Genomic DNA, 19,079 nt, shown 5'->3' with positions numbered 1-19,079 from the left:
CACCTATTATGGTACAATGTAATTGGTTTTTTTAGTTTCCCATTTAACTAAATTCTGTCCGATCAAATAAATTGCGTTATCGACTGGAACCCAAAAATAAACTATTTGAACCCATCCTGTGTGATTTTGCCACACAAGAGGAAAACGAAAGCGCCAATATTAGCATCCAAACAAGTATCCTCCAATCCTAATGGTATTCAACAATGCCAGGGGCCGTTTAAGTATGATTTCATGGAGAATGTAATTCCGAACCATACTATTCCCCTTAAAATGAATGAGAAAGGAGGTTCCAATCAAACCACCTTTATTTTTGTAGGTATGTAATGGGAACAAAAACAATATCCTAAAAGGAATATTTGGAATGCAGTGGAATAGCGACAACCCTTTTACCGTACTCAATGCCCCCTCAACCACTATTATGAGGAGCAAATAGTACAGTTTAAAAACAAAAAAGCCGACTCCTAAAAGTCGGCTTTCGCTTTGTACGGGCGGAGAGACTCGAACTCTCACACCTTGCGGCACTAGATCCTAAGTCTAGCGTGTCTACCAATTCCACCACGCCCGCAAAACAATAATCCTTAATCCTAATTTGATTATCGGGATGCAAATATAAAGCAAAATTTCAATTTACGATACTCTCTCTTTAAAAAGTTCTTTTTGTAATTTTGAATTTCTAACAAAGCCATATACATGCAAAATAGTAAAGAGTACGTAGCGAAGAACAAAGAACGATTTTTAACCGAGATTATCGAGCTTCTCAAAATGCCTTCGATCAGCGCAGATTCGGCTTTTTCACAGGATGTGATCAACACTGCGGAAATGGTGGGGAAAGCATTGGACGAAGCAGGGTGTGATCACGTTGAAATATGTGAGACCGATGGCTACCCAATTGTATATGGTGAAAAAATAATCGACCCCAACCTACCAACCGTTCTGGTCTATGGCCATTATGACGTTCAACCCCCCGATCCCGTTGAGCTTTGGGACTCACCCCCTTTTGAACCGGTTATCAAAGAAACCGAAGAACACCCTGAAGGGGCGATATTCGCAAGAGGTGCCAGTGATGATAAAGGTCAGATGTACATGCATGTAAAAGCCTTGGAGTTTATGGTAAAGACCAATCAACTCCCCTGTAACGTTAAATTCATGATTGAAGGGGAAGAAGAAGTTGGCAGCGTCAATATTGCGACCTATGTCGCCAATAACAGGGAGAAATTAAAGAATGATGTGATCTTGATTTCCGACACTGGAATGATCAGTAAGGAATATCCTTCGATTACCACAGGTTTACGTGGTTTGAGTTATGTTGAAGTAGAAGTGACAGGACCCAATCGTGACCTGCATTCCGGCCTATACGGAGGGGCTGTCGCAAATCCCATCAATATATTAACGAAAATGATCGCTTCGCTGCATGATGAGGACAACCATATTACCATTCCAGGGTTCTATGATAAGGTAGAGGAATTATCTTCTGAAGAAAGAGCCGAAATGGCCAAAGCCCCATTCGATATCAATGCCTACCAAAAGGCGTTGGATATTGAAAGTGTATACGGCGAAAAAGGATATACCACCAACGAACGGAACTCCATTAGACCCACCTTGGACGTTAATGGAATATGGGGTGGCTACACGGGTGAAGGGGCCAAAACCGTAATTCCAAGTAAGGCTTACGCCAAAATATCGATGCGTTTGGTCCCCCATCAAGAATGGGAAGTGATTACCGATCTTTTTGTGAAGCATTTTACCAATATCGCCCCAAAAGGTGTAAAAGTAAAAGTAACACCACATCATGGAGGCCAAGGCTACGTTACCCCTATTGACACTATAGCCTATAAAGCTGCCGCCAAAGCCTATGAAACGACTTTTGGCAAAACCCCAATACCCCAACGAAGTGGCGGTAGTATTCCCATTGTATCCCTTTTCGAGAAAGAATTGGGTAGTAAATCCATATTGTTGGGCTTTGGTTCGGATAGCGATGCCATACATTCACCCAATGAGCATTTTGGACTCTGGTTTTACTACAAGGGCATTGAGACCATTCCATACTTTTTCAAGTATTTCACGGAAATGATGGCCTAAGGCCAATTAAATCAAAAAGCAATAGCTCTTTTCTAGGTGAAGAGTGCTGGATTAAAAGTATAATTTCAATCCTATATTCAGCACTCCGCACTTAGCACTTTTAACTTATAACTTTTTAACGTACTTCGTGATAATAACGATTTGCTGGGCACCTACCTTGCCTTCGATATATTCAGCATTCTCCCTATCCAAGGAAATACGCCTTACAGCGGTTCCCTGCTTAGCCACCATACTAGATCCTTTTACCTTCAAATCTTTGATAAGGACCACACTATCCCCATTTTCCAATATGACGCCGTTCACATCCCTGTGAATGATCTTCTCAGATTCATCCTGACCTTCCCCTGTGGCCTTCGCCCAAGCCAGTAGTTCATCATCCAAATACATCATATCGAGCAGATCCTGGGGCCATCCTTCAGATTTCAATCGGGAAAGCATGCGCCAGGCCACTACTTGTACAGGAGGATGTTCGCTCCACATACTATCATTCAAACAACGCCAATGGTTAGGGTCTACCGAATCCGGGTCCTCAATCTGACTTAAACAAGTTTCACAACCCAATAAACTACCATCAACACCACCTGTCGATACCGGGGGTACTTCATAGATTTTCAAATTTTCCGTTGCCCCACATATTTCACATTTTGCACCGCTTCTCGCTTGTAAGTCTTCCAATAAACCCATTATATATATTTTTTTAAGAGCTGCAAAGCTACATATAAATAATATTTCCCATGTATGGAAGCCTCATTTTTGAATGACTTACTACCGCATTTTATACTCTACATTTGTAGAATTAAATTATTTATTCTATGTTTGTAGAAGTAATTCTAAAAACGTAGAACGTGCAATTATCAAAAACAGAGGAAGAACTCATGAATATTTTGTGGCAGCAGCAAAAAGCGTTCCTTAAGGATTTATTGAATGCTTATCCTGATCCAAAACCGGCCAATACGACCATTGCCACTTTGCTAAAAAGAATGACCGACAAGGGTTTTGTTGCCTACAAAAGTTATGGTCGTTCCCGAGAATATTATCCGACGGTAAAAAAGAAAGATTATTTCTCGAAACACGTCAACGGATTGATCAAGAACTTCTTTAATGACAGCGCCTCACAATTCGCTTCATTTTTCACCCAAGAAACCAACCTCAGCAAAACCGAGTTGGAGGAATTAAAAGCGATGATCGACAAAGAACTTGAAAAAAAGTAACCTATGTTTTTATACCTCATAAAGTCCGGGACTTGTCTAGCCATATTCTTGGCCTTTTACAAGTTGTTTCTTGAAAGGGAAAACATGCACACCTTTAAGCGTTTTTATTTGATCGGGGTCTTGGTTGCCGCTTTAGGCATCCCCTTGATTACCATTGTCGAATATGGTTCCTTACCCCATATACAACAGTTTCAGGATGAAACCGGTTCAACCGTTCAAAATGCGATCAACACACATAACGATATTGACCCGATGGCCTATTTACCAACATTCTTATGGGGACTTTATGGCCTGGGGGTTCTGGTTTTCGGATTTAAATTCTTAAAAAACCTCTACCTGATTCTTCATCGCATACATATAAACCCAAAGTACAAATTCAATAGGATTACCCATGTATTGATGCAAAACCGTGTAATACCCCATACATTCTTCCATTATATCTTCCTAAACAAGCAAAGATTCGAAACCAATCAGATCCCAAAGGAAGTCCTATTACACGAAGAGACCCACGCCAAGCAGAAACACAGTGTCGATATACTGCTTATTGAATTGATACAGGTATTATTCTGGTTTAATCCACTTGTTTATTTAACTAAAAAAGCCATAAAACTAAACCATGAATTTTTGGCTGACCGGGAGGTACTCACCCATGGCATTCCATCAAATACATATCAAAAAATATTACTGGGATTCTCATCAAATCCCTATAGTTCACCTTCAGTCGAGTTGGCTAACGCCATCAATTATTCATCAATCAAAAAACGATTTACAGTCATGAAAACAAAAACATCAAAAAAAGCCATTGTCTTAAGAAGTGTATTCGTCCCACCCCTATTAGCCATAATGCTTTATGCTTTTAGTGACAGGAAAGTAGTTGCAGCCCCAATATCCCCTGAACAGGACCCGCAAAGTATTGGACAATCACTACGATCAGAAACCATAGAAATTCGAATTTCGAAAAAAGGTGAAATCCTTGCAGGGGACAGCACTGTCATCCCCATAGAGCGCCTTAAAAGCTTTTTACTAAAACACCATACGAATTTGACCAAGGAACAACGCTCCAATAGGATACGCGCCATAATTCGACCAGCTGCGGAAGCCCCCATTGAAATTTTGAAAAATGTAGAAGCTGTTTTAATCGATTATGGGGTGGCACAAGTCAACCTTATTGGTCCTGAGGCATCTTTTGACCCGAATCGCGACATCAATACACAAAAGGGAGCTACCATCGCCCAAATACGGACATTCAATTCCTTAGCCCAAAAGTACAACCAACAACCTCTTGCCTCTAGGAGAATTCCATTGAAGGACCTCCGAATTTTGGAAAATATCTACCAATCGATGAGTGGGCAACAGAGAAATGAAGCAGTCCCTTTTCCCGAATGCCCTCCTCAGGAAGGTGTCACTAAAAAACAAATTATAGAGTACAATGCTTTAGCCAAAAAATATAATCGTCAATTGAGTGATGCCAAAGAAATTCATATTCTTAAATCAGATGTTGAAAGATTGGAATACCTACATGGATTAATGACCCATGAGCAAAAAGAAAATGCGGAACCCTTCCCTGATTTACCTGAACCTCCCACACCTCCCGTACCTCCAAGTCCCCTAGACCATAATGCAGATAGCATAATGCAAGAAATCATAGCAAATCAAGACCCCTATGATAACCTTAACACACCAGATGCAATCTCATCGGCTAAGAAAACTGGTTTTTTTCTTCAAAAAGAGGATAAAGCAGAGTTTGAAGAAACAAATGATATTCCAACACCACCAGAACCCCAAAAAACTATTTCTCCATTAGATCTTCTAATTGAAATGGACATGAAAGGTGCTTTGTTTTATTATAAAGGCAAAGAGATTACACCAGATAAGGCTCTTAACCTTTTAACAAAAGATGAAGACCTCAGTATAGATATCAATCAGAAGAACGACAATCCTCCAATTGTCAAAATCCGCCATTGAACATATTAAAATGCCCCATTTATCATAAATTTTACACCAAAGCCTCGAAAATCGAGGCTTTTTTGTAACAAATCATCGTAGATGGCGTTCTAACTATCTATATGAAACATTTTGCAGTACTACGACCAATTCAGATTTAGTATAGAACCATGATCAAAAGTTCTCGACTGCGCTCGAACTGACCGTAGTATTGCCATCATCAATCAAAATCAGAACACTATGTTACAACGCTTTTTTATCCTCTGCTCGGGGGCAGATGCCACCTTACTCCAAACCTGTTCACAAGGTGAACAAAATAAATATGCCGGTATCGGCGCCACGGTGTTCTTCACTGCTGTAATGGCTTTTTTGGCTAGCGCCTATGCCCTGTTCACCGTTTTTGACACCCTCTATACGGCTATCTTTTTTGGACTTATTTGGGGGCTGTTGATTTTTAATTTGGATCGTTTTATCGTTTCTACCATAAAGAAACGCAATAGTTTTGCCAATGAACTACTACAAGCCACACCTCGTATTATCTTGGCCGTGATAATTGCCGTAGTCATTTCAAAACCTTTGGAAATGAAGATTTTTGAAAAGGAAATCAACCAGGTATTATTGGAACAAAAAAACGAACTCACGTTGGCCAACAAAGATCAAATAGCAATGCAATACACCCCTTTGATCGAAAAATTGAATCAGGATATCACGACGTTAAAAACTGAAGTATCAACAAAGGAAGCCGAAACCAATGTCCTTTACGACACCTATATTAGTGAAGCCGAGGGCACCGCAGGAACAGGTCTTTTGGGAAAAGGCCCTGTTTATGGTGAAAAACGGGAAAAACACGATGCCGCCTTGGCCGAATTGCAACAATTGAAGACTGCCAACGCCGAAAAAATAGCAACATTGGAATCGCAAATTGCAGCTTTAAACACCGATTACAATAACGCTGTAAATACCTCACAACCCATTATCGACGGTTTTGATGGACTCATGGCTCGTATTAATGCCCTTGGTAAGTTACCTTGGTTTCCCTCATTCTTCATTTTTCTTTTGTTCCTAGCTATTGAGACTTCGCCGATTATAGCCAAATTGTTGGCCCCTAAGGGTGAATATGACATAAAACAGGAAGAAGAGGAAAGTATTCTAAAAACCTGGGTAGCCCAAAAAGTACAACAACGCGAACAGATTTTGGCTACCGATATTGCTTTGAACACTAAAATCTATAACGAAATCGAAGAGGAAGAAGCCGTATATGCCCATAAAAAACAAAAAGCCGAAGAACTCCTTAAACTTCAGGCCGATGCTTTTCATGCTTTACAGGTAAAGCGTTTGTAACTTGGAGAATCCTTAAAAACCGAAAAACCAACCATAAATCCTGGTTGGTTTTTTTATATCATAGTTTTTAATTAAACCAAACTGACATACACTTTGATCGTACGGTTGTCAATTCCTAGCCTAAATTTGTTTAGGTGTTGTACTGTACAGCGATTCTTGCCAATTGTCCTACAATCGTTATGGAATCTTTCATGGATAACTTGGAACCGTCAGCATGTATCCAACGTTTCAAAGGTTGCTCACAAATCAAACCCTGTACTTTTTCCCTGCCGTAATATTTACGCATGCGCATGAAGATCTCAACATCAAACAACCAGCGGGTAATGAACTTTTTATCGAACATTAAGGACGCAATCTCACGATCCATGATCTTAGCTCCGCATTGCGTATCCTTAAAAGGCATTCCCAAAATCTTTTGAATGATGAAATTAATGGTCATACTGATTATTTTTCGGGCAGATTCCTTGGTGATGTCTGCACCCATCCTACTGATCCTAGAACCACTTACTATCTTGAAATCAGAATTTTCAAGCGTTTGGACCAACTCATCAAAATCTTCAAAATCTGTTGAAAGATCGGCATCGAGATATCCTATATAATCCAATTGTGGATCTTTGGATAAATGAAGTATCCCTTGGCGAACCGCTTCGGCCTTTCCTCCATTTTTTTCACAATTATAGATACTGATGGTATCTTCATTACCTTTTCGCAGGTCTTCCAAAACAGCCAAGGTATTGTCCGTACTGCCATCGTTTACAAAACATAAATGATATCCAAGGTTTTTATGTGCAAATTCCTGGAACAATACACTAGACAAGCGATCTTCCTCATTATAGCAAGGAATGACAACACCCACACAATATTTTTGCAACATTTGGGTATTGTCCTCTTTTCTGATAATTGCTTGTTTCGCTGTATTCCCCAATATGCGTTTTACACGGGCTACTACCTCATCTAAACTGACCGGTTTTTTCATATAATCGTCAATCCCCAAGTCAAATCCGTCAACGATTATCTTTTCATTGGTGTTTCCGGACATTACCATAATAGGTGTGTGGGATTTTTTATTGACACGGATATGTTTCACGACTTCCAAACCGGACATAACTGGCATATTGATATCGACAATAACCAAATCCGGTTGAAAAGTGTCGAACAATTCGATGCCCAATTGGCCACAATTGGCGGTTTCTACTTCATAGCCCTGTTCTGTAAGTCTTTTTTCTACAGACAATAATATCAGCTGCTGGTCGTCAATGGTCAAAATTTTCATAGGTTAAGTTTTAATGTTTCAGATAAATGGTAAAAAAATCAATTTGGTTTTAATGATTTCTGAGGCGAAAGTAGAAACAACCAACTTCCATTTTCGGCAGTAAAAGGTCAATGGGGCTTTTCTATAGTCGAATGGTTTTAAGCCATCGATGGTTGATAATGAGGTAATACCACAATATATCTATCTTTACCTTGTTATATTTTCCTACGATAGTCACCTATGAATAGAACCAATATCTTACTTATTTTAGCCCTTTTCATAGGGGTGGCTTTTCACGGTTCAAGCATATTCTTTACTCTTGAATACACCTATGATGCTTTGATCCATTTATTCTTTGCCGACCATTATGCCAATAGTTGGTTTGAACCGTGGGATTATAGGTGGTACACGGGGTTTACAGTTCAGGCTTATCCCCCCTTGGTCCATCAATCAATTGCTTTGCTATCCTATATTGGTGGACTCAAATTTGGTATGTTCACAGTAGCCTTGATCGGCATTATTCTTTTTATTACGGGGGCTTATCGGTTTGGATTATTAATGACCGGAAACCGAAAAGTAGCCGGATATACAGCCCTAATGGCTGTTTTCTCATCGACATTTGTTGAAACATTGCATATTTTTGGTCAATTGCCCAGTATCATTGGATTATCTGTGCTTTTACATGCTTTACCCGAAATCTATTCCTGGATCAAAACAGGTAAATGGAAATATTTAGCCACTAGTCTTTCCCTCATTGCGGTAACAGTTACCTCACATCATGTGACCCCCATTTTTGGTATGGTGTTCTTTGTCTTTCCCTTAATTGGAATGGTCATAATGGATGCCTCAAAGGACCGAGTAAAGACCAATAAGACAATAACGTTCAAGGTCTTTATACAAACTTTCAAAAAACTCTTTTGGCGTATCGTCGGGTTTGGATCTTCCTCATTGGTGTTGATTGTGGTCTGCATTCTCCCCTATTGGATAAATTCAAAAAAAAATCCCATAACACAGGTACCCATACCCCATGGATCCAGGGATAATTTTCTTGAGGTTACCTCATCAGGATTGGTTTTTTTTATGATTCCTTGGGGAATTCTACTTTTTATTATGCCTTATATCTTTTACAGATATTTTAGTAAACGTTACCTGTTTTTCGGATTATCAATTACCATGTTGACCATCTTAGGAACAGGTGGTACCACACCGATTCCTTTAAAAATATTGGGGGAAACGGCTTTCAATATATTAACCTTGGACCGCTTTACCCTTTGGGCAACCATTATGGCGTTACCCTTGTTGGGTGAATTCACCTATCGCATGGTCGAAGGTGATCTAAAAACCAACTTACAAAATCGGTTTGGCGCGGTGTATCATAGAATATTAGGTGGATTATTAGTCGGTGGTATATTGTTTATGGTCATTTTCACCATGAGTCTCGGTTATTTTAGACCGTCGCAACCATCAAAAATAAAGATGCTACCCATTGTTAATTTCCTGAACCAAGATCAACACGACCAGTGGAGGTATTTGCCCTTGGGGTTTGGAGACCAAATGGCATGGCTCTCTGCCCAAACCAACGCAATGACCGTAGACGGGAACTACCATTCCGCACGACGCTTGCCGGAATTAACAACTCGGGCAATCGAACGACTGGAAAACTCAAAATTCAGGGGCGTTGAGGGTATCGGATCATTACAACAATTTTTAACCGTACCTGAGAAATACAACCTTAAATATATCTTCTCCAATGACAAATTCTACGATCCCATATTGTACTTCTGTGGTTGGCAACGATTGCAACAATTGGAAAATGGCATTATGGTGTGGGAAAAATTGAATGTACCCCCCGTACCCTCTATTTTACCCAAAGAAGACGTACCCACTTTTTTAAAGATCATGTGGGGCATTATTCCGATCCTGACGATTATTTTGGCATTCATCATTAATATTCAATTGGTCTGGTACAGGGTATTGAAATCAAAAAAAATACCCGACCCCCCTTATTTAAGGTATACTATCCCGTACCATGGGTTTTCAAAAAAATTAGTGACCGTCAATCATATTTGGGCAAGCTTTGTGCTACTCTGTCTTTCTTATGGAGGATATGAATTCTATCTAAAGAACAATACCCAGCTTTCCCCGGAAAATGTTGTACATGCCTATTATGATGCCATGGACTTCAAGGAGTTTCAGAAAGCATATTCTTATTTAAATCCTGAAAGCGATGTAACCTTATCGCAATATATGTTGGAAGTTTCGGTAACCGATGGCATTTTAAGCTCCTATGCAAAATTGGATTCCATTGGCATTACGGTATTGGAAAAAACCGAGAACAGTGCTAAGGTACACGTAGGCACACGATACATCACCCCATTGGAGAAAGTAAACAAAGAACATTATCACGAACTGGTAAAAAAACGAGGGAAATGGTATATAAAACCACTGGGTTTCAACAATGACCTACCTCCCGATCAGCTTTTCACTTCCAGTGGAACCACCTTTTACAATCACGGCAAGCGAAGGATTACCACCCAACAGACACATCATGAGGATGTTCTAAAACAGCCTGTTCTAGAAATACTATCAGCCAAACTGGTAAAACTTAACGGGAGGTTTTCAATTATAGGCGAATTACAAAATGTTGATAATGTCCCGGCCGACGTCGTTTTAAAGGGAACTCTATATAACAATGATGATGTCGAGCTTGCAAATTACAATGCAAAATACCACATTAAGCACAAACTAATGCCGAAGGAAACCACCAACTTTAAGATAAATTTTGAAGGTATTGCCTGGTCCTCCACAGAGGAAAATATGCCTGCAACTTTCGACCCTGATGAATTCACCCCCGTTAATTTGGAAGAACAGCCAACTAAATTCAATCTGCAATGTGCAGGAAATGTGGCTAACACCGATTTGTACAAGGAAGTGGCCATACAAGAGATACACATTACCGATGGTCGCATTGAAGGGGTACTGTTCAATTCAGGTATTCAAGAAGTCACTATTCCCCAATTGTTGATTTCTTATTATAACAACGATAAAGAGCTTCTTTGGGTAGACCATAAATTTTTGACGGAAGGTGTACGTATCCAAAGAAAACAATTTTTTGATTATCAAACCATGGGACTCTCTAGAATAGACCTTATCAATTCCAGTTTGGAATTTTGTTTTGTGAATGGATTGCCGAATTCTGAAATAGCGAAAAAAATGATTCCCTTAAGAGATAATGACCATGGTAAAAACCAGCTGCAGAAATATGGAGGCGATGGTTTTGGTTTTATCAAGTTTGAAGTCAATAGTTACATAGGAAATCCCAAATAATTTGAGACAGACAATTTACATAGTATGGCTTGTCATTATGACCCAAGGGTGCTCCCCTGAAACGCCCAAGCTTGAAGCACCCAGCACCCAGGCTTCCCTGTTATTGACAAAACAGACCAACTATAATGCAGGTGACACCATTACATTAAGATTCAAATCCAATCAAAAAACAGGTAGCGCACTTGTTGTAAGGAATGCTCTCGGTTCTTCCCTTCTCGAACCTGTAATGAAAGAGGGACTACTGGAATTTCAAATGCCCCCTGATTATTCCCAAAAAGCCGGGATTTGTCGCTGGGAATTTGTAACACCCCGAGAAAAATCAATTTCGGGAACCCTACAAATAGCCCCAAACACAACAGAAGAAACACTGATCGAATCATATTTAGGCCCTAGAAGTATAACCGCTGGAAATATTGACTTCTCTATGTTTGTTATCGTCCCAACGGATATTTATGACAATACTTTCGCAGATGGAACTGACATAACCGTTAAGCATCAGTTTAAAGAAACTATTTTCGAAAATGAAATTGAAATCAAGAATTCAATGGCCTGGACCAAGATTGGCACAACCGCAAAAGCGGGTAGGATACTTGTCACCGCTTCCTGTAACCATACGGATTCCAAAGAACTTACTACCCTCGTTTATCCTTCAAACGCCATTGATTTCACCATCACCTCCAAAAGGGACCACCAATATGCCGATGGCAATCAAATCATCACCTTTTCGTCCTCTGTCATTACCGATCAATTCAACAACATCATAAGTGACGGAACCTTGGTTTCCTTTCTGATTGAAGACAAAACCGGTAATTTACTCCAAACTTCAGGTAGCACCTTGAATGGTATTGCAACGGCAAAACTTTTACACCCTGTTGAAGAACAAACATGGAAAGTAACCGCCTATATTACAGGGATTGCAAAAAGCAATACCATTACCATAGATTTTGAAGCAGCGGTTAAGGATTATACCATCAGTTTCCCGGAAGACAAGAGAACGGTATTCGTAGGACCGATAAAAAGTTTTATGAACCAGGATATTCCAGATGGCTTGGTAATCCAACTGGCTATTTATAATTCCCAAAGTCAATTGTTGGAAACCAAAATGACCACTTCCAAAAACGGTTTGGCAAAATTTAGATTACCCCCTGACTTTTTTGAAAACGGGATTTATCATTTACAAATAAAATCAGCCGGAATAACCAAAAACATAACTGTAGTGCTCAAATGAAAAAAGGCTTGAACAAAAACATATATCGTGCAGGTTTGATTCTCAGCTTTTTGGGTGTGAACGCCCTATTGCTCTTTGGAATCAGTTCGGTCTTATCCTATCTCAACACAGGAGCTGATAAATCCTCAATCCTCCATGTTGAATCTGCCTTTGAGGACATTTATCTCCCCAAAATAACTTGGACGAATGTCGCTAATGAAGGTAGGCCTATGGAAGCACAAAACTTGAAGAAAATCGAAGAAGACTATCTAAGTGCCTGGCATGTTCGAAACCAGGCCTATGCCAACAACGACCCCTATGGCATTGCCGATTATTTTACCGATAGTATGCGCGTCAAAATATACAGAATCATCGACCATAATAAAGCTAACGGGACCCATTTGAAAACGACTAGCCTTGAACATCACCCGGAACTCAATTTTTATAGTGCTGATGGCAAACTAGTGGTTTTTACGGATAATCATGTACAGACCTATACCGAAATCTACAAAGACCAAAAATTGGTCACCAAACAAAACCATACGAGTTCATTTAAGATTATGATGCTTTTGGAAGATGGTTTTTGGCGAATACGCCACATGAAAGAGGTTCCTGTCAATACGGAAAAGTCAATGGAAAAAATAACTCCCTTACAAGAAGAATATCCTGCAATTTCCAATTGCAAGGGCGTAAACTACTATCCTAAAGATAGCCCTTGGGATATGTTCGGGGCGAATTATCAGGAAAACACAATAGCGGATGACTTCCAGACAATTCGCGATATGGGGCTCAATACCATTCGTATTTTCGTGCCCTATAAAGACTTCGGGAAAGCAAATATGGATTTGGGGAAACTCGATAAACTAAGGTCAACCCTAGACCTCGCTGTGGCACACAAACTACAAGTGGTTGTAACCCTTTTCGATTTTTATGGGGATTATAGTATCCAAGATTGGACCTTGACCAATAGGCATGCCGAACAAATCGTAACGACTTTCAAAGACCATGACGGTATCTTGGCGTGGGATATTAAAAATGAACCTGATTTGGACTTTGAATCCCGGGGGAAAGAAAAAGTGCTCGCATGGCTACAGCAAATGGCCGGTAACATAAAGCGATGGGACCATGGACATCCTGTGACCATAGGCTGGTCCTGTCCGGAAGCTGCCATTCAATTGAATGACCATGTAGACTTCGTATCATTCCATTATTATAGGGAAGTATCCGATTTCAACCAAGCCTATCAAAAAGTAAGACAGGCGATACCCAATAAAATATTGGTACTACAAGAATATGGTTATTCTTCCTATAGTGGTATATGGAATATATTCAATGGTTCCGAAGAGAGACAGGCTGAATATTATAAAAAGATGCAGGTTACTTTAAAGAATGAAAACCTTCCTTATCTTTTTTGGACCATGCATGATTTTGATCATATCCCCACTGGGGTAGTTGGGCGATTACCTTGGCGCAAACAACGGCAGAAGTATTTTGGTTTTATGGATATAGAAGGAAAACAAAAAGCTGCCTTCAAGTATTTGACTTTAAAAAACAAAGAATGATATGATAAATAAAAAGAGGAACAGTTAACCAGACTGCCCCCTTTTTCACTTAACCCAACAATAAAAAGATTTAAACCTCATTTTCTAGATGCTCTAATTTTTTGAGTAAGTTTAATGAAAGTCCGCCTGACTTGGCAAACCGTATGGCCTCAAAATAATCTATATACATTTTGGTTATTGAACTCATTGGCAGGGAACAAGCAGCCTTATAATTGGTTTGCCCCAAATGGATACGGTTAGAATCATCAGTCAACACACCTTGTATTGCATCCGCCAAGGATTCCGTACTTTCCGGGTCAAAGAATGCTCCGTTGTAACCTTCCTCACGAACCAAAATACTTAAATCCCCCAAATCAGGAAGTGCCACAGCCTTACCATAACTACCTGCCTGGTGCAAAACCCCCGAACTTCCTGTTGTCGATGTATATGGAAAAACCACAACCGAACTATCCGCAAAAATAACCGGAACATCCTCTTCTGCAACGTAGCCCGTAAACCTCAATTGGGAAACATGGCTATATTTCGCCTTCATCCCTTCCAAATAACCAGGGGTGTTTGGACTATCAGTACCCGCTATTACGATTTCAATGTCCTCTTGGGTACGCAGCCGTATCAGCTCAACAGCTTCTATCATAATTTCGACCTTCTTATACGTACCGAATTTCCCAAATGCCATAACCTGCTTGGGGCCTTTTGGTAATAAATAATCGGGTTCTGGTGGCGTATCAAAAGAACCATGTGGTACCAAGGCAACATTCCGTGCTTTGTATTTTCCCTCTAAGATTCCAACATATTTACTAATGGTCACTGCTACAATATCTGATGACAAAACAAATCGGGTCAATGTGCTTCCAATAAAATTATAGGCTTTTTGTAACCACTTATTTTTGGTAATCCCTGCATTTTCCAGATCTACCTGTTCCAATATGTTATGCAATAAGGAAATAGTGGGTATGCCTTTCAACTTACATATCAATGGCAGTATAAGCCCCAATGCAGCCGGTATCTTTTTATCCCCGAACTTCAAAAATTGCAAATTGAACAAAATGGCATCCGGTTTGGTTTCTAAAATAACATTGGTGATACCCCACAGGTTTTTGTAGCTATTAAAGCTCCAACATTCCTTAACCGTGATTTTACATCCATCCCCTTCGAAGGACAGATCTTTTTCACCTTCGGTCTTATCGGTGATCAAAATAATCTCACTTACTTCTTCCTGTAACCTAAAATGTTTGACCAAATGATATCCGTATTCGGTTAAGGTTACTTTACTCGGTGGGTACGCCGTTACAATTGCTAATTTCATAAGGTTAAGTTTTTTTTGGTTTAATTCTGATACAAATATGCCTCAAAGACCAAAGAATACAGGCCGTACAGTGGTGGATGGAAGATTGCTGTAGACGAATGGAAAAACTGTTTCGGTAAAGAAATACGCTATGGCGGAGAGGTACAACCATCCAACGTTGTACGGGGACATATAATATTATTAGAGGATGATACCAATGGAATTCCTCGTTCCCTTTCAAGGCGGATATCTGTTGTCTTTGCTATCTTATCCCGGAATCAAAAATAAAAAACCGAAAACATGGGGTTGTTTCCGGTTTAGGCCAAACTCAAGCAACAATAGGTTTATAGGCTATTTCTCTTTTTCATAAAATAGATAAGTTGAACTACCAACAAAATGGCCATTGAAATTATTTGCATCTGCACAACATTGAATAGGTTCTCATGAAACAACACGATTAAAAAGATTTGTGACAACCCCAAAACACCAGATAGTATTACAGGGATGTAATGATCCAAAGACAAAAAATAATATGCGAAAATATTGGAGATTGCAAAAAGTGATGTCGCCAATGCATATTGCCATAAAAGTCCTGCCACCGACACATAGGCATCACCAAACATCAGCGTAATGATCAGTTCGGGAAACAGATAACAAACAGCCACTATAGATACCGACAAAAGTCCTACATAACCAACATATTTAAACAAGATAGGCGCGGTAGGATCACCATCCTTTTGTTTTTGGACCACGGCTGGCAACAATAACATCACGAACATCCATGCCACGAAGTAGACCACCCTACCAATAAGCGCCAAGGATGCGTATAATCCCGCATCCATCTCATCAAAATAATGCTTTACCAAGAGTACATCGCTATTGTTAATAATAATCTGTGTGAATTCATAACAAGCGGTCAAAATGATGAATTGGGAAACACGTTTAGAGCTTTGTGGTTGTAATATGATCGGCTTGGAAAATGACAATCCCTTAAAATTTGAAGGTATCAAACCAAACAGGAAAGATAGGGAGATACCTATAGCTACAATGAAAGCCGGTTCCATTGGAATAAACAAAAGCAAGGCCAAAGTAATTATCAATCGACTCCACATTTCGGTTTGATAGGTACCTGATAGATTTTTAAACTCCAAGTTTCCTTGAAATGACCCACGATTAACGCTCATTAAAAAATATAGGGGTATTCCAAATCCAAAGACAACAAACATATATGGCGTTTGGGTTTTAAAAAACAACTGCATTTCCTTTGAAAAGAAAACAACCAAGCCCCCTGTAACCATTCCAAAAATAATGGCATACCTATAGATAAGGTTCCTAAAGTTCATCCATTCACTTCCTGAAAAAACAACGGCGAACTTTGCCGTTGCCAGTTGAAAAGTCATTCCCACGAAGGACAATACCAATAATAAGGTTATCAAGAGTGCTGCATCAGCAAATGATTCAGGCCCCAACAATCGGCCTAAAATCAGGTTGTAGATATAATTCCCCCCATTTACCAGGAGTACACTGGCCATGAACATTTGCTCTGGGGAAACTTTTTTTAATACTATTCTTAATGTGTTCATTGTACGTTGTTTTTATTGGATGTAACACGACAAATATCTTCAGATCAGCATGTAATCTGATGCCCATGTGGTTCAATGACACTTTGCTGTAGGTGAATGGACAAAATCGAACTTCCAGTTTGGGAATGCCTACAATACCTTTATAAAACCAAAATCATGCTAATAATAACATGACTTGACCGTTATGTTTTTGTAGTATTAACCTTACTTGTTTGATGACTTATAAATACTATTTTACCCTTTCCGTATTTTTCTTCCTGAATATTTTTTCAGGTGTTGCCCAAAATTCCATGGAGGCCGGATTTCAGTTATTGGAAAAAGGACAGTTTGCGGCTGCTGGGATTTTTTTCGAGTCTTATTTAAAATCGGACCCCGAAAACAAAACTGCCCAAATATGTTATGGCAGGGCGATAGGTTTAAGTGGCGAACCCCAAAAAGCCATTGCATTATTTGCAACTATGTTGGAAACCTATCCGGAGGACTTTGAAATACAAATCAATTATAATGAATCCTTATTATGGGACAAACAGTACGAAAAGGCAAAACCTTTATATGCTGACCTAGTTGCCGATTATCCAAATAATTTTGGGGCAGTTCTGGGCTACGCAAATACTTTAAGTAATCTAAAGGAATATAAGGAAGCCTTACTTTGGGTTGATAAGGCCTTGAGTATCCAGCCAAAAAATGAAAGTGCCACAATTTCAAAAAAATACATGAGATTGGGTTATGCCAACCAATTTGTGAATCAGCAGTTGTATGACCAAGGAAAACAACTATTGAAAGACATTTTTTGGGATTTCCCGGAAGATAAGGATGCCTTGTTGAATCTGGCCAATGTGTATTTGATCTCCAAGGAAGTGGATAGTGCAAAAACCACCTATCTGCGATATGCTACTAGTCCAAAAGATTCAATTACGGCGTTAAACGGAATTTCCTTGGCAGCGCATATTGGGGAAAAAGACAAAAAAGCACTTCACATAGCCCGTATAGCCAAGTCAAAAGTACTTAAATTGAAGGATCCTGAACTTACCGAACGTACCTATGACCGTTATGTCCAAGCCTTGATTTGGAATCGGAAATTCAAGACGGCCCAAGAGCAAATCGATAGCTTGGAAAGCACAAATCCCCAGCGAAAATGGATACTTGCCCTGAAAGCAACCTTAGGCCTATATACCTCAAACACAAAGATAAGTATCGAAAGTTACGATGCGATTTTAACCCAGGATAGCACCTCCTTCGACGGCAATCTAGGAAAGGCCAATGCCTTATTTGCCGCAGATCAAATCGAAAATGCCTACCATGCTGCCTTTAAAACCTTGGAAATCTATAAAAACCAAAAGGATGCCATGGGATTTATCGAAAAATTGAACCTCATGCATACCCCGAACATTGAGGAACATGCGGCTTACACTTTTGACAATGGCAACAACATTGCGTTTTATACCAACACCAAGGTAGATGTTTCATTTTCCACAAAATTCCGAACTACATTCTCCTATCTGTATAGAACCACTGAAAACACGGTAACATTGAATAAGGCCAATTCCCATGTGCTTTTGGCCGGTTTGGAATACAAACTGCTCCCAAAAACGACACTAAAGACCATATTCGGACTCAACAACTCCAGATTTATGACAACGGCCTACACACAACCGGTGCTCGACATCAAATTACAGATGCAACCCTACAAACTCCAAAATTTAAACCTTGGTTACCAGCGCGAAGTACAAAATTTTAATGCGGACTTGATCGAGCGTGAAATTGTGATGAACCATTATAGCTTGGATTACAATTTAGGTACGAACTTTAATCTAGGTTGGTATACCCAATTGATGCACACACAACAGACCGATACAAACACCCGTAATCTTATATTTACATCGCTGTATTATACCCTTCTGCGAAAACCTACCTTAAAAACGGGGGTCAATTTTCAGTATATAACCTTTAAAGACCAGATACCCACCATATACTTTAGTCCAGACCAATACAAAGCGATAGAGATTTTTATTGATGTACGTGGGAAATTTTCAAAAAAAACAAATTTCATGGCCAGTGCTGCAACAGGTTTCCAGCAAGTCGAGCAAGATCCCCAAACTGCTATTTTTAGGACGGAAGCGAGTCTACAGCACCAAATATCGAAGCGTTTAAGTGCAAATCTTTATGGAAAATACAGTAATATAGCCTCGGCCACTGCCGCAGGATTCGAGTTTACTGAACTTGGAGTAAAATTAAAATGGTTATTGACCAAGAAACCTATCTTTCATACTAAACTGGAAGAGTAGCAT

The 19,079-nt window shown here is 39.6% G+C and carries 12 protein-coding genes and 1 tRNA gene; 8 read left to right on the top strand and 5 right to left on the bottom strand.

Going from position 1 to position 19,079, the window contains the following annotated elements; translation table 11 throughout:
- Nucleotides 1–483 precede the first annotated feature (483 nt).
- Nucleotides 484–565: transfer RNA gene (locus LX92_RS12645), tRNA-Leu, on the bottom strand.
- Between the two features lie 125 nt (nt 566–690).
- Here LX92_RS12645 and LX92_RS12640 point away from each other — a divergent pair.
- On the top strand, nt 691–2,079 hold the full coding sequence (locus tag LX92_RS12640) for a dipeptidase (RefSeq protein ID WP_109651125.1): 1,389 nt from the start codon (nt 691–693) through the stop codon (nt 2,077–2,079).
- A gap of 105 nt (nt 2,080–2,184) precedes the next feature.
- Here the strand turns inward: LX92_RS12640 and LX92_RS12635 are convergent, their stop codons facing one another.
- The gene (locus LX92_RS12635) at nt 2,185–2,763 is read right to left on the bottom strand and encodes a PhnA domain-containing protein (RefSeq protein ID WP_109651123.1); all 579 of its coding nucleotides are present in this window, start codon (nt 2,761–2,763) and stop codon (nt 2,185–2,187) included.
- 161 nt (nt 2,764–2,924) lie between these two features.
- On the opposite strand from LX92_RS12635, the gene LX92_RS12630 reads away from it, so the two are divergent.
- The 3 genes from LX92_RS12630 (at nt 2,925) to LX92_RS12620 (ending at nt 6,575) form a co-directional block, all read left to right on the top strand.
- The gene (locus LX92_RS12630; RefSeq protein ID WP_109651121.1) at nt 2,925–3,290 is read left to right on the top strand and encodes a BlaI/MecI/CopY family transcriptional regulator; all 366 of its coding nucleotides are present in this window, start codon (nt 2,925–2,927) and stop codon (nt 3,288–3,290) included.
- A gap of 3 nt (nt 3,291–3,293) precedes the next feature.
- A complete protein-coding gene (locus LX92_RS12625; protein WP_109651120.1) occupies nt 3,294–5,255 on the top strand; it encodes a M56 family metallopeptidase in 1,962 nt (653 codons plus the stop codon).
- A gap of 219 nt (nt 5,256–5,474) precedes the next feature.
- On the top strand, nt 5,475–6,575 hold the full coding sequence (locus LX92_RS12620) for a DUF4407 domain-containing protein (protein ID WP_109651119.1): 1,101 nt from the start codon (nt 5,475–5,477) through the stop codon (nt 6,573–6,575).
- Nucleotides 6,576–6,705: 130 nt separating this feature from the next.
- On the opposite strand, the gene LX92_RS12615 is transcribed toward LX92_RS12620, so the two are convergent.
- Nucleotides 6,706–7,848 (bottom strand): response regulator, encoded by a 1,143-nt coding sequence (locus LX92_RS12615; RefSeq protein ID WP_109651118.1) that lies wholly within the window; start codon nt 7,846–7,848, stop codon nt 6,706–6,708.
- Nucleotides 7,849–8,067: 219 nt separating this feature from the next.
- Here LX92_RS12615 and LX92_RS12610 point away from each other — a divergent pair, with 219 nt between their 5' ends.
- From LX92_RS12610 to LX92_RS12600, 3 genes are read left to right on the top strand one after another with little or no spacing between them, the layout of a single operon-like run.
- Complete coding sequence (locus LX92_RS12610; RefSeq protein WP_109651117.1) at nt 8,068–11,154, top strand: hypothetical protein; 3,087 nt, start codon at nt 8,068–8,070, stop codon at nt 11,152–11,154.
- Nucleotide 11,155: 1 nt separating this feature from the next.
- Nucleotides 11,156–12,382, top strand: a complete 1,227-nt coding sequence (locus LX92_RS12605; protein WP_146197830.1) for a hypothetical protein — start codon at nt 11,156–11,158, stop codon at nt 12,380–12,382.
- A complete protein-coding gene (locus tag LX92_RS12600; RefSeq protein WP_109651113.1) occupies nt 12,379–13,923 on the top strand; it encodes a cellulase family glycosylhydrolase in 1,545 nt (514 codons plus the stop codon). The genes LX92_RS12605 and LX92_RS12600 overlap by 4 nt, the downstream gene beginning before the upstream one ends.
- Nucleotides 13,924–13,993: 70 nt before the next feature.
- Here LX92_RS12600 and LX92_RS12595 read toward each other — a convergent pair whose 3' ends face one another.
- Together LX92_RS12595 and LX92_RS12590 are read right to left on the bottom strand one after the other, a co-directional pair.
- Nucleotides 13,994–15,229, bottom strand: coding sequence for a glycosyltransferase (locus LX92_RS12595; protein WP_109651111.1), 1,236 nt, complete (start codon nt 15,227–15,229; stop codon nt 13,994–13,996).
- A gap of 323 nt (nt 15,230–15,552) precedes the next feature.
- Nucleotides 15,553–16,791: an MATE family efflux transporter gene (locus LX92_RS12590; RefSeq protein ID WP_109651109.1), complete on the bottom strand. Its 1,239-nt coding sequence runs from the start codon at nt 16,789–16,791 to the stop codon at nt 15,553–15,555.
- Between the two features lie 215 nt (nt 16,792–17,006).
- On the opposite strand from LX92_RS12590, the gene LX92_RS12585 reads away from it, so the two are divergent.
- Entirely contained in the window at nt 17,007–19,076 is a 2,070-nt protein-coding gene (locus tag LX92_RS12585) for a tetratricopeptide repeat protein (RefSeq protein ID WP_223308274.1), read from the top strand.
- The last annotated feature ends 3 nt before the right edge of the window (nt 19,077–19,079 follow it).

Source organism: Maribacter polysiphoniae (assembly GCF_003148665.1).
Lineage (GTDB): Bacteria > Bacteroidota > Bacteroidia > Flavobacteriales > Flavobacteriaceae > Maribacter_A > Maribacter_A polysiphoniae.
Note: the sequence above shows the minus strand (reverse complement) of the source record. Positions and strands in the feature narration are given on the sequence as shown.

Excerpts from the sequence above, each read along its gene's own strand:
- LX92_RS12615 (WP_109651118.1), bottom strand. The coding sequence starts at position 7,848 with ATGAAAATTTTGACCATTGACGACCAGCAGCTGATATTATTGTCTGTA.
- LX92_RS12640 (WP_109651125.1), top strand. The coding sequence starts at position 691 with ATGCAAAATAGTAAAGAGTACGTAGCGAAGAACAAAGAACGATTTTTA.
- LX92_RS12590 (WP_109651109.1), bottom strand. The coding sequence starts at position 16,791 with ATGAACACATTAAGAATAGTATTAAAAAAAGTTTCCCCAGAGCAAATG.
- LX92_RS12600 (WP_109651113.1), top strand. The coding sequence starts at position 12,379 with ATGAAAAAAGGCTTGAACAAAAACATATATCGTGCAGGTTTGATTCTC.
- LX92_RS12625 (WP_109651120.1), top strand. The coding sequence starts at position 3,294 with ATGTTTTTATACCTCATAAAGTCCGGGACTTGTCTAGCCATATTCTTG.
- LX92_RS12635 (WP_109651123.1), bottom strand. The coding sequence starts at position 2,763 with ATGGGTTTATTGGAAGACTTACAAGCGAGAAGCGGTGCAAAATGTGAA.
- LX92_RS12585 (WP_223308274.1), top strand. The coding sequence starts at position 17,007 with ATGACTTATAAATACTATTTTACCCTTTCCGTATTTTTCTTCCTGAAT.
- LX92_RS12610 (WP_109651117.1), top strand. The coding sequence starts at position 8,068 with ATGAATAGAACCAATATCTTACTTATTTTAGCCCTTTTCATAGGGGTG.
- LX92_RS12595 (WP_109651111.1), bottom strand. The coding sequence starts at position 15,229 with ATGAAATTAGCAATTGTAACGGCGTACCCACCGAGTAAAGTAACCTTA.
- LX92_RS12620 (WP_109651119.1), top strand. The coding sequence starts at position 5,475 with ATGTTACAACGCTTTTTTATCCTCTGCTCGGGGGCAGATGCCACCTTA.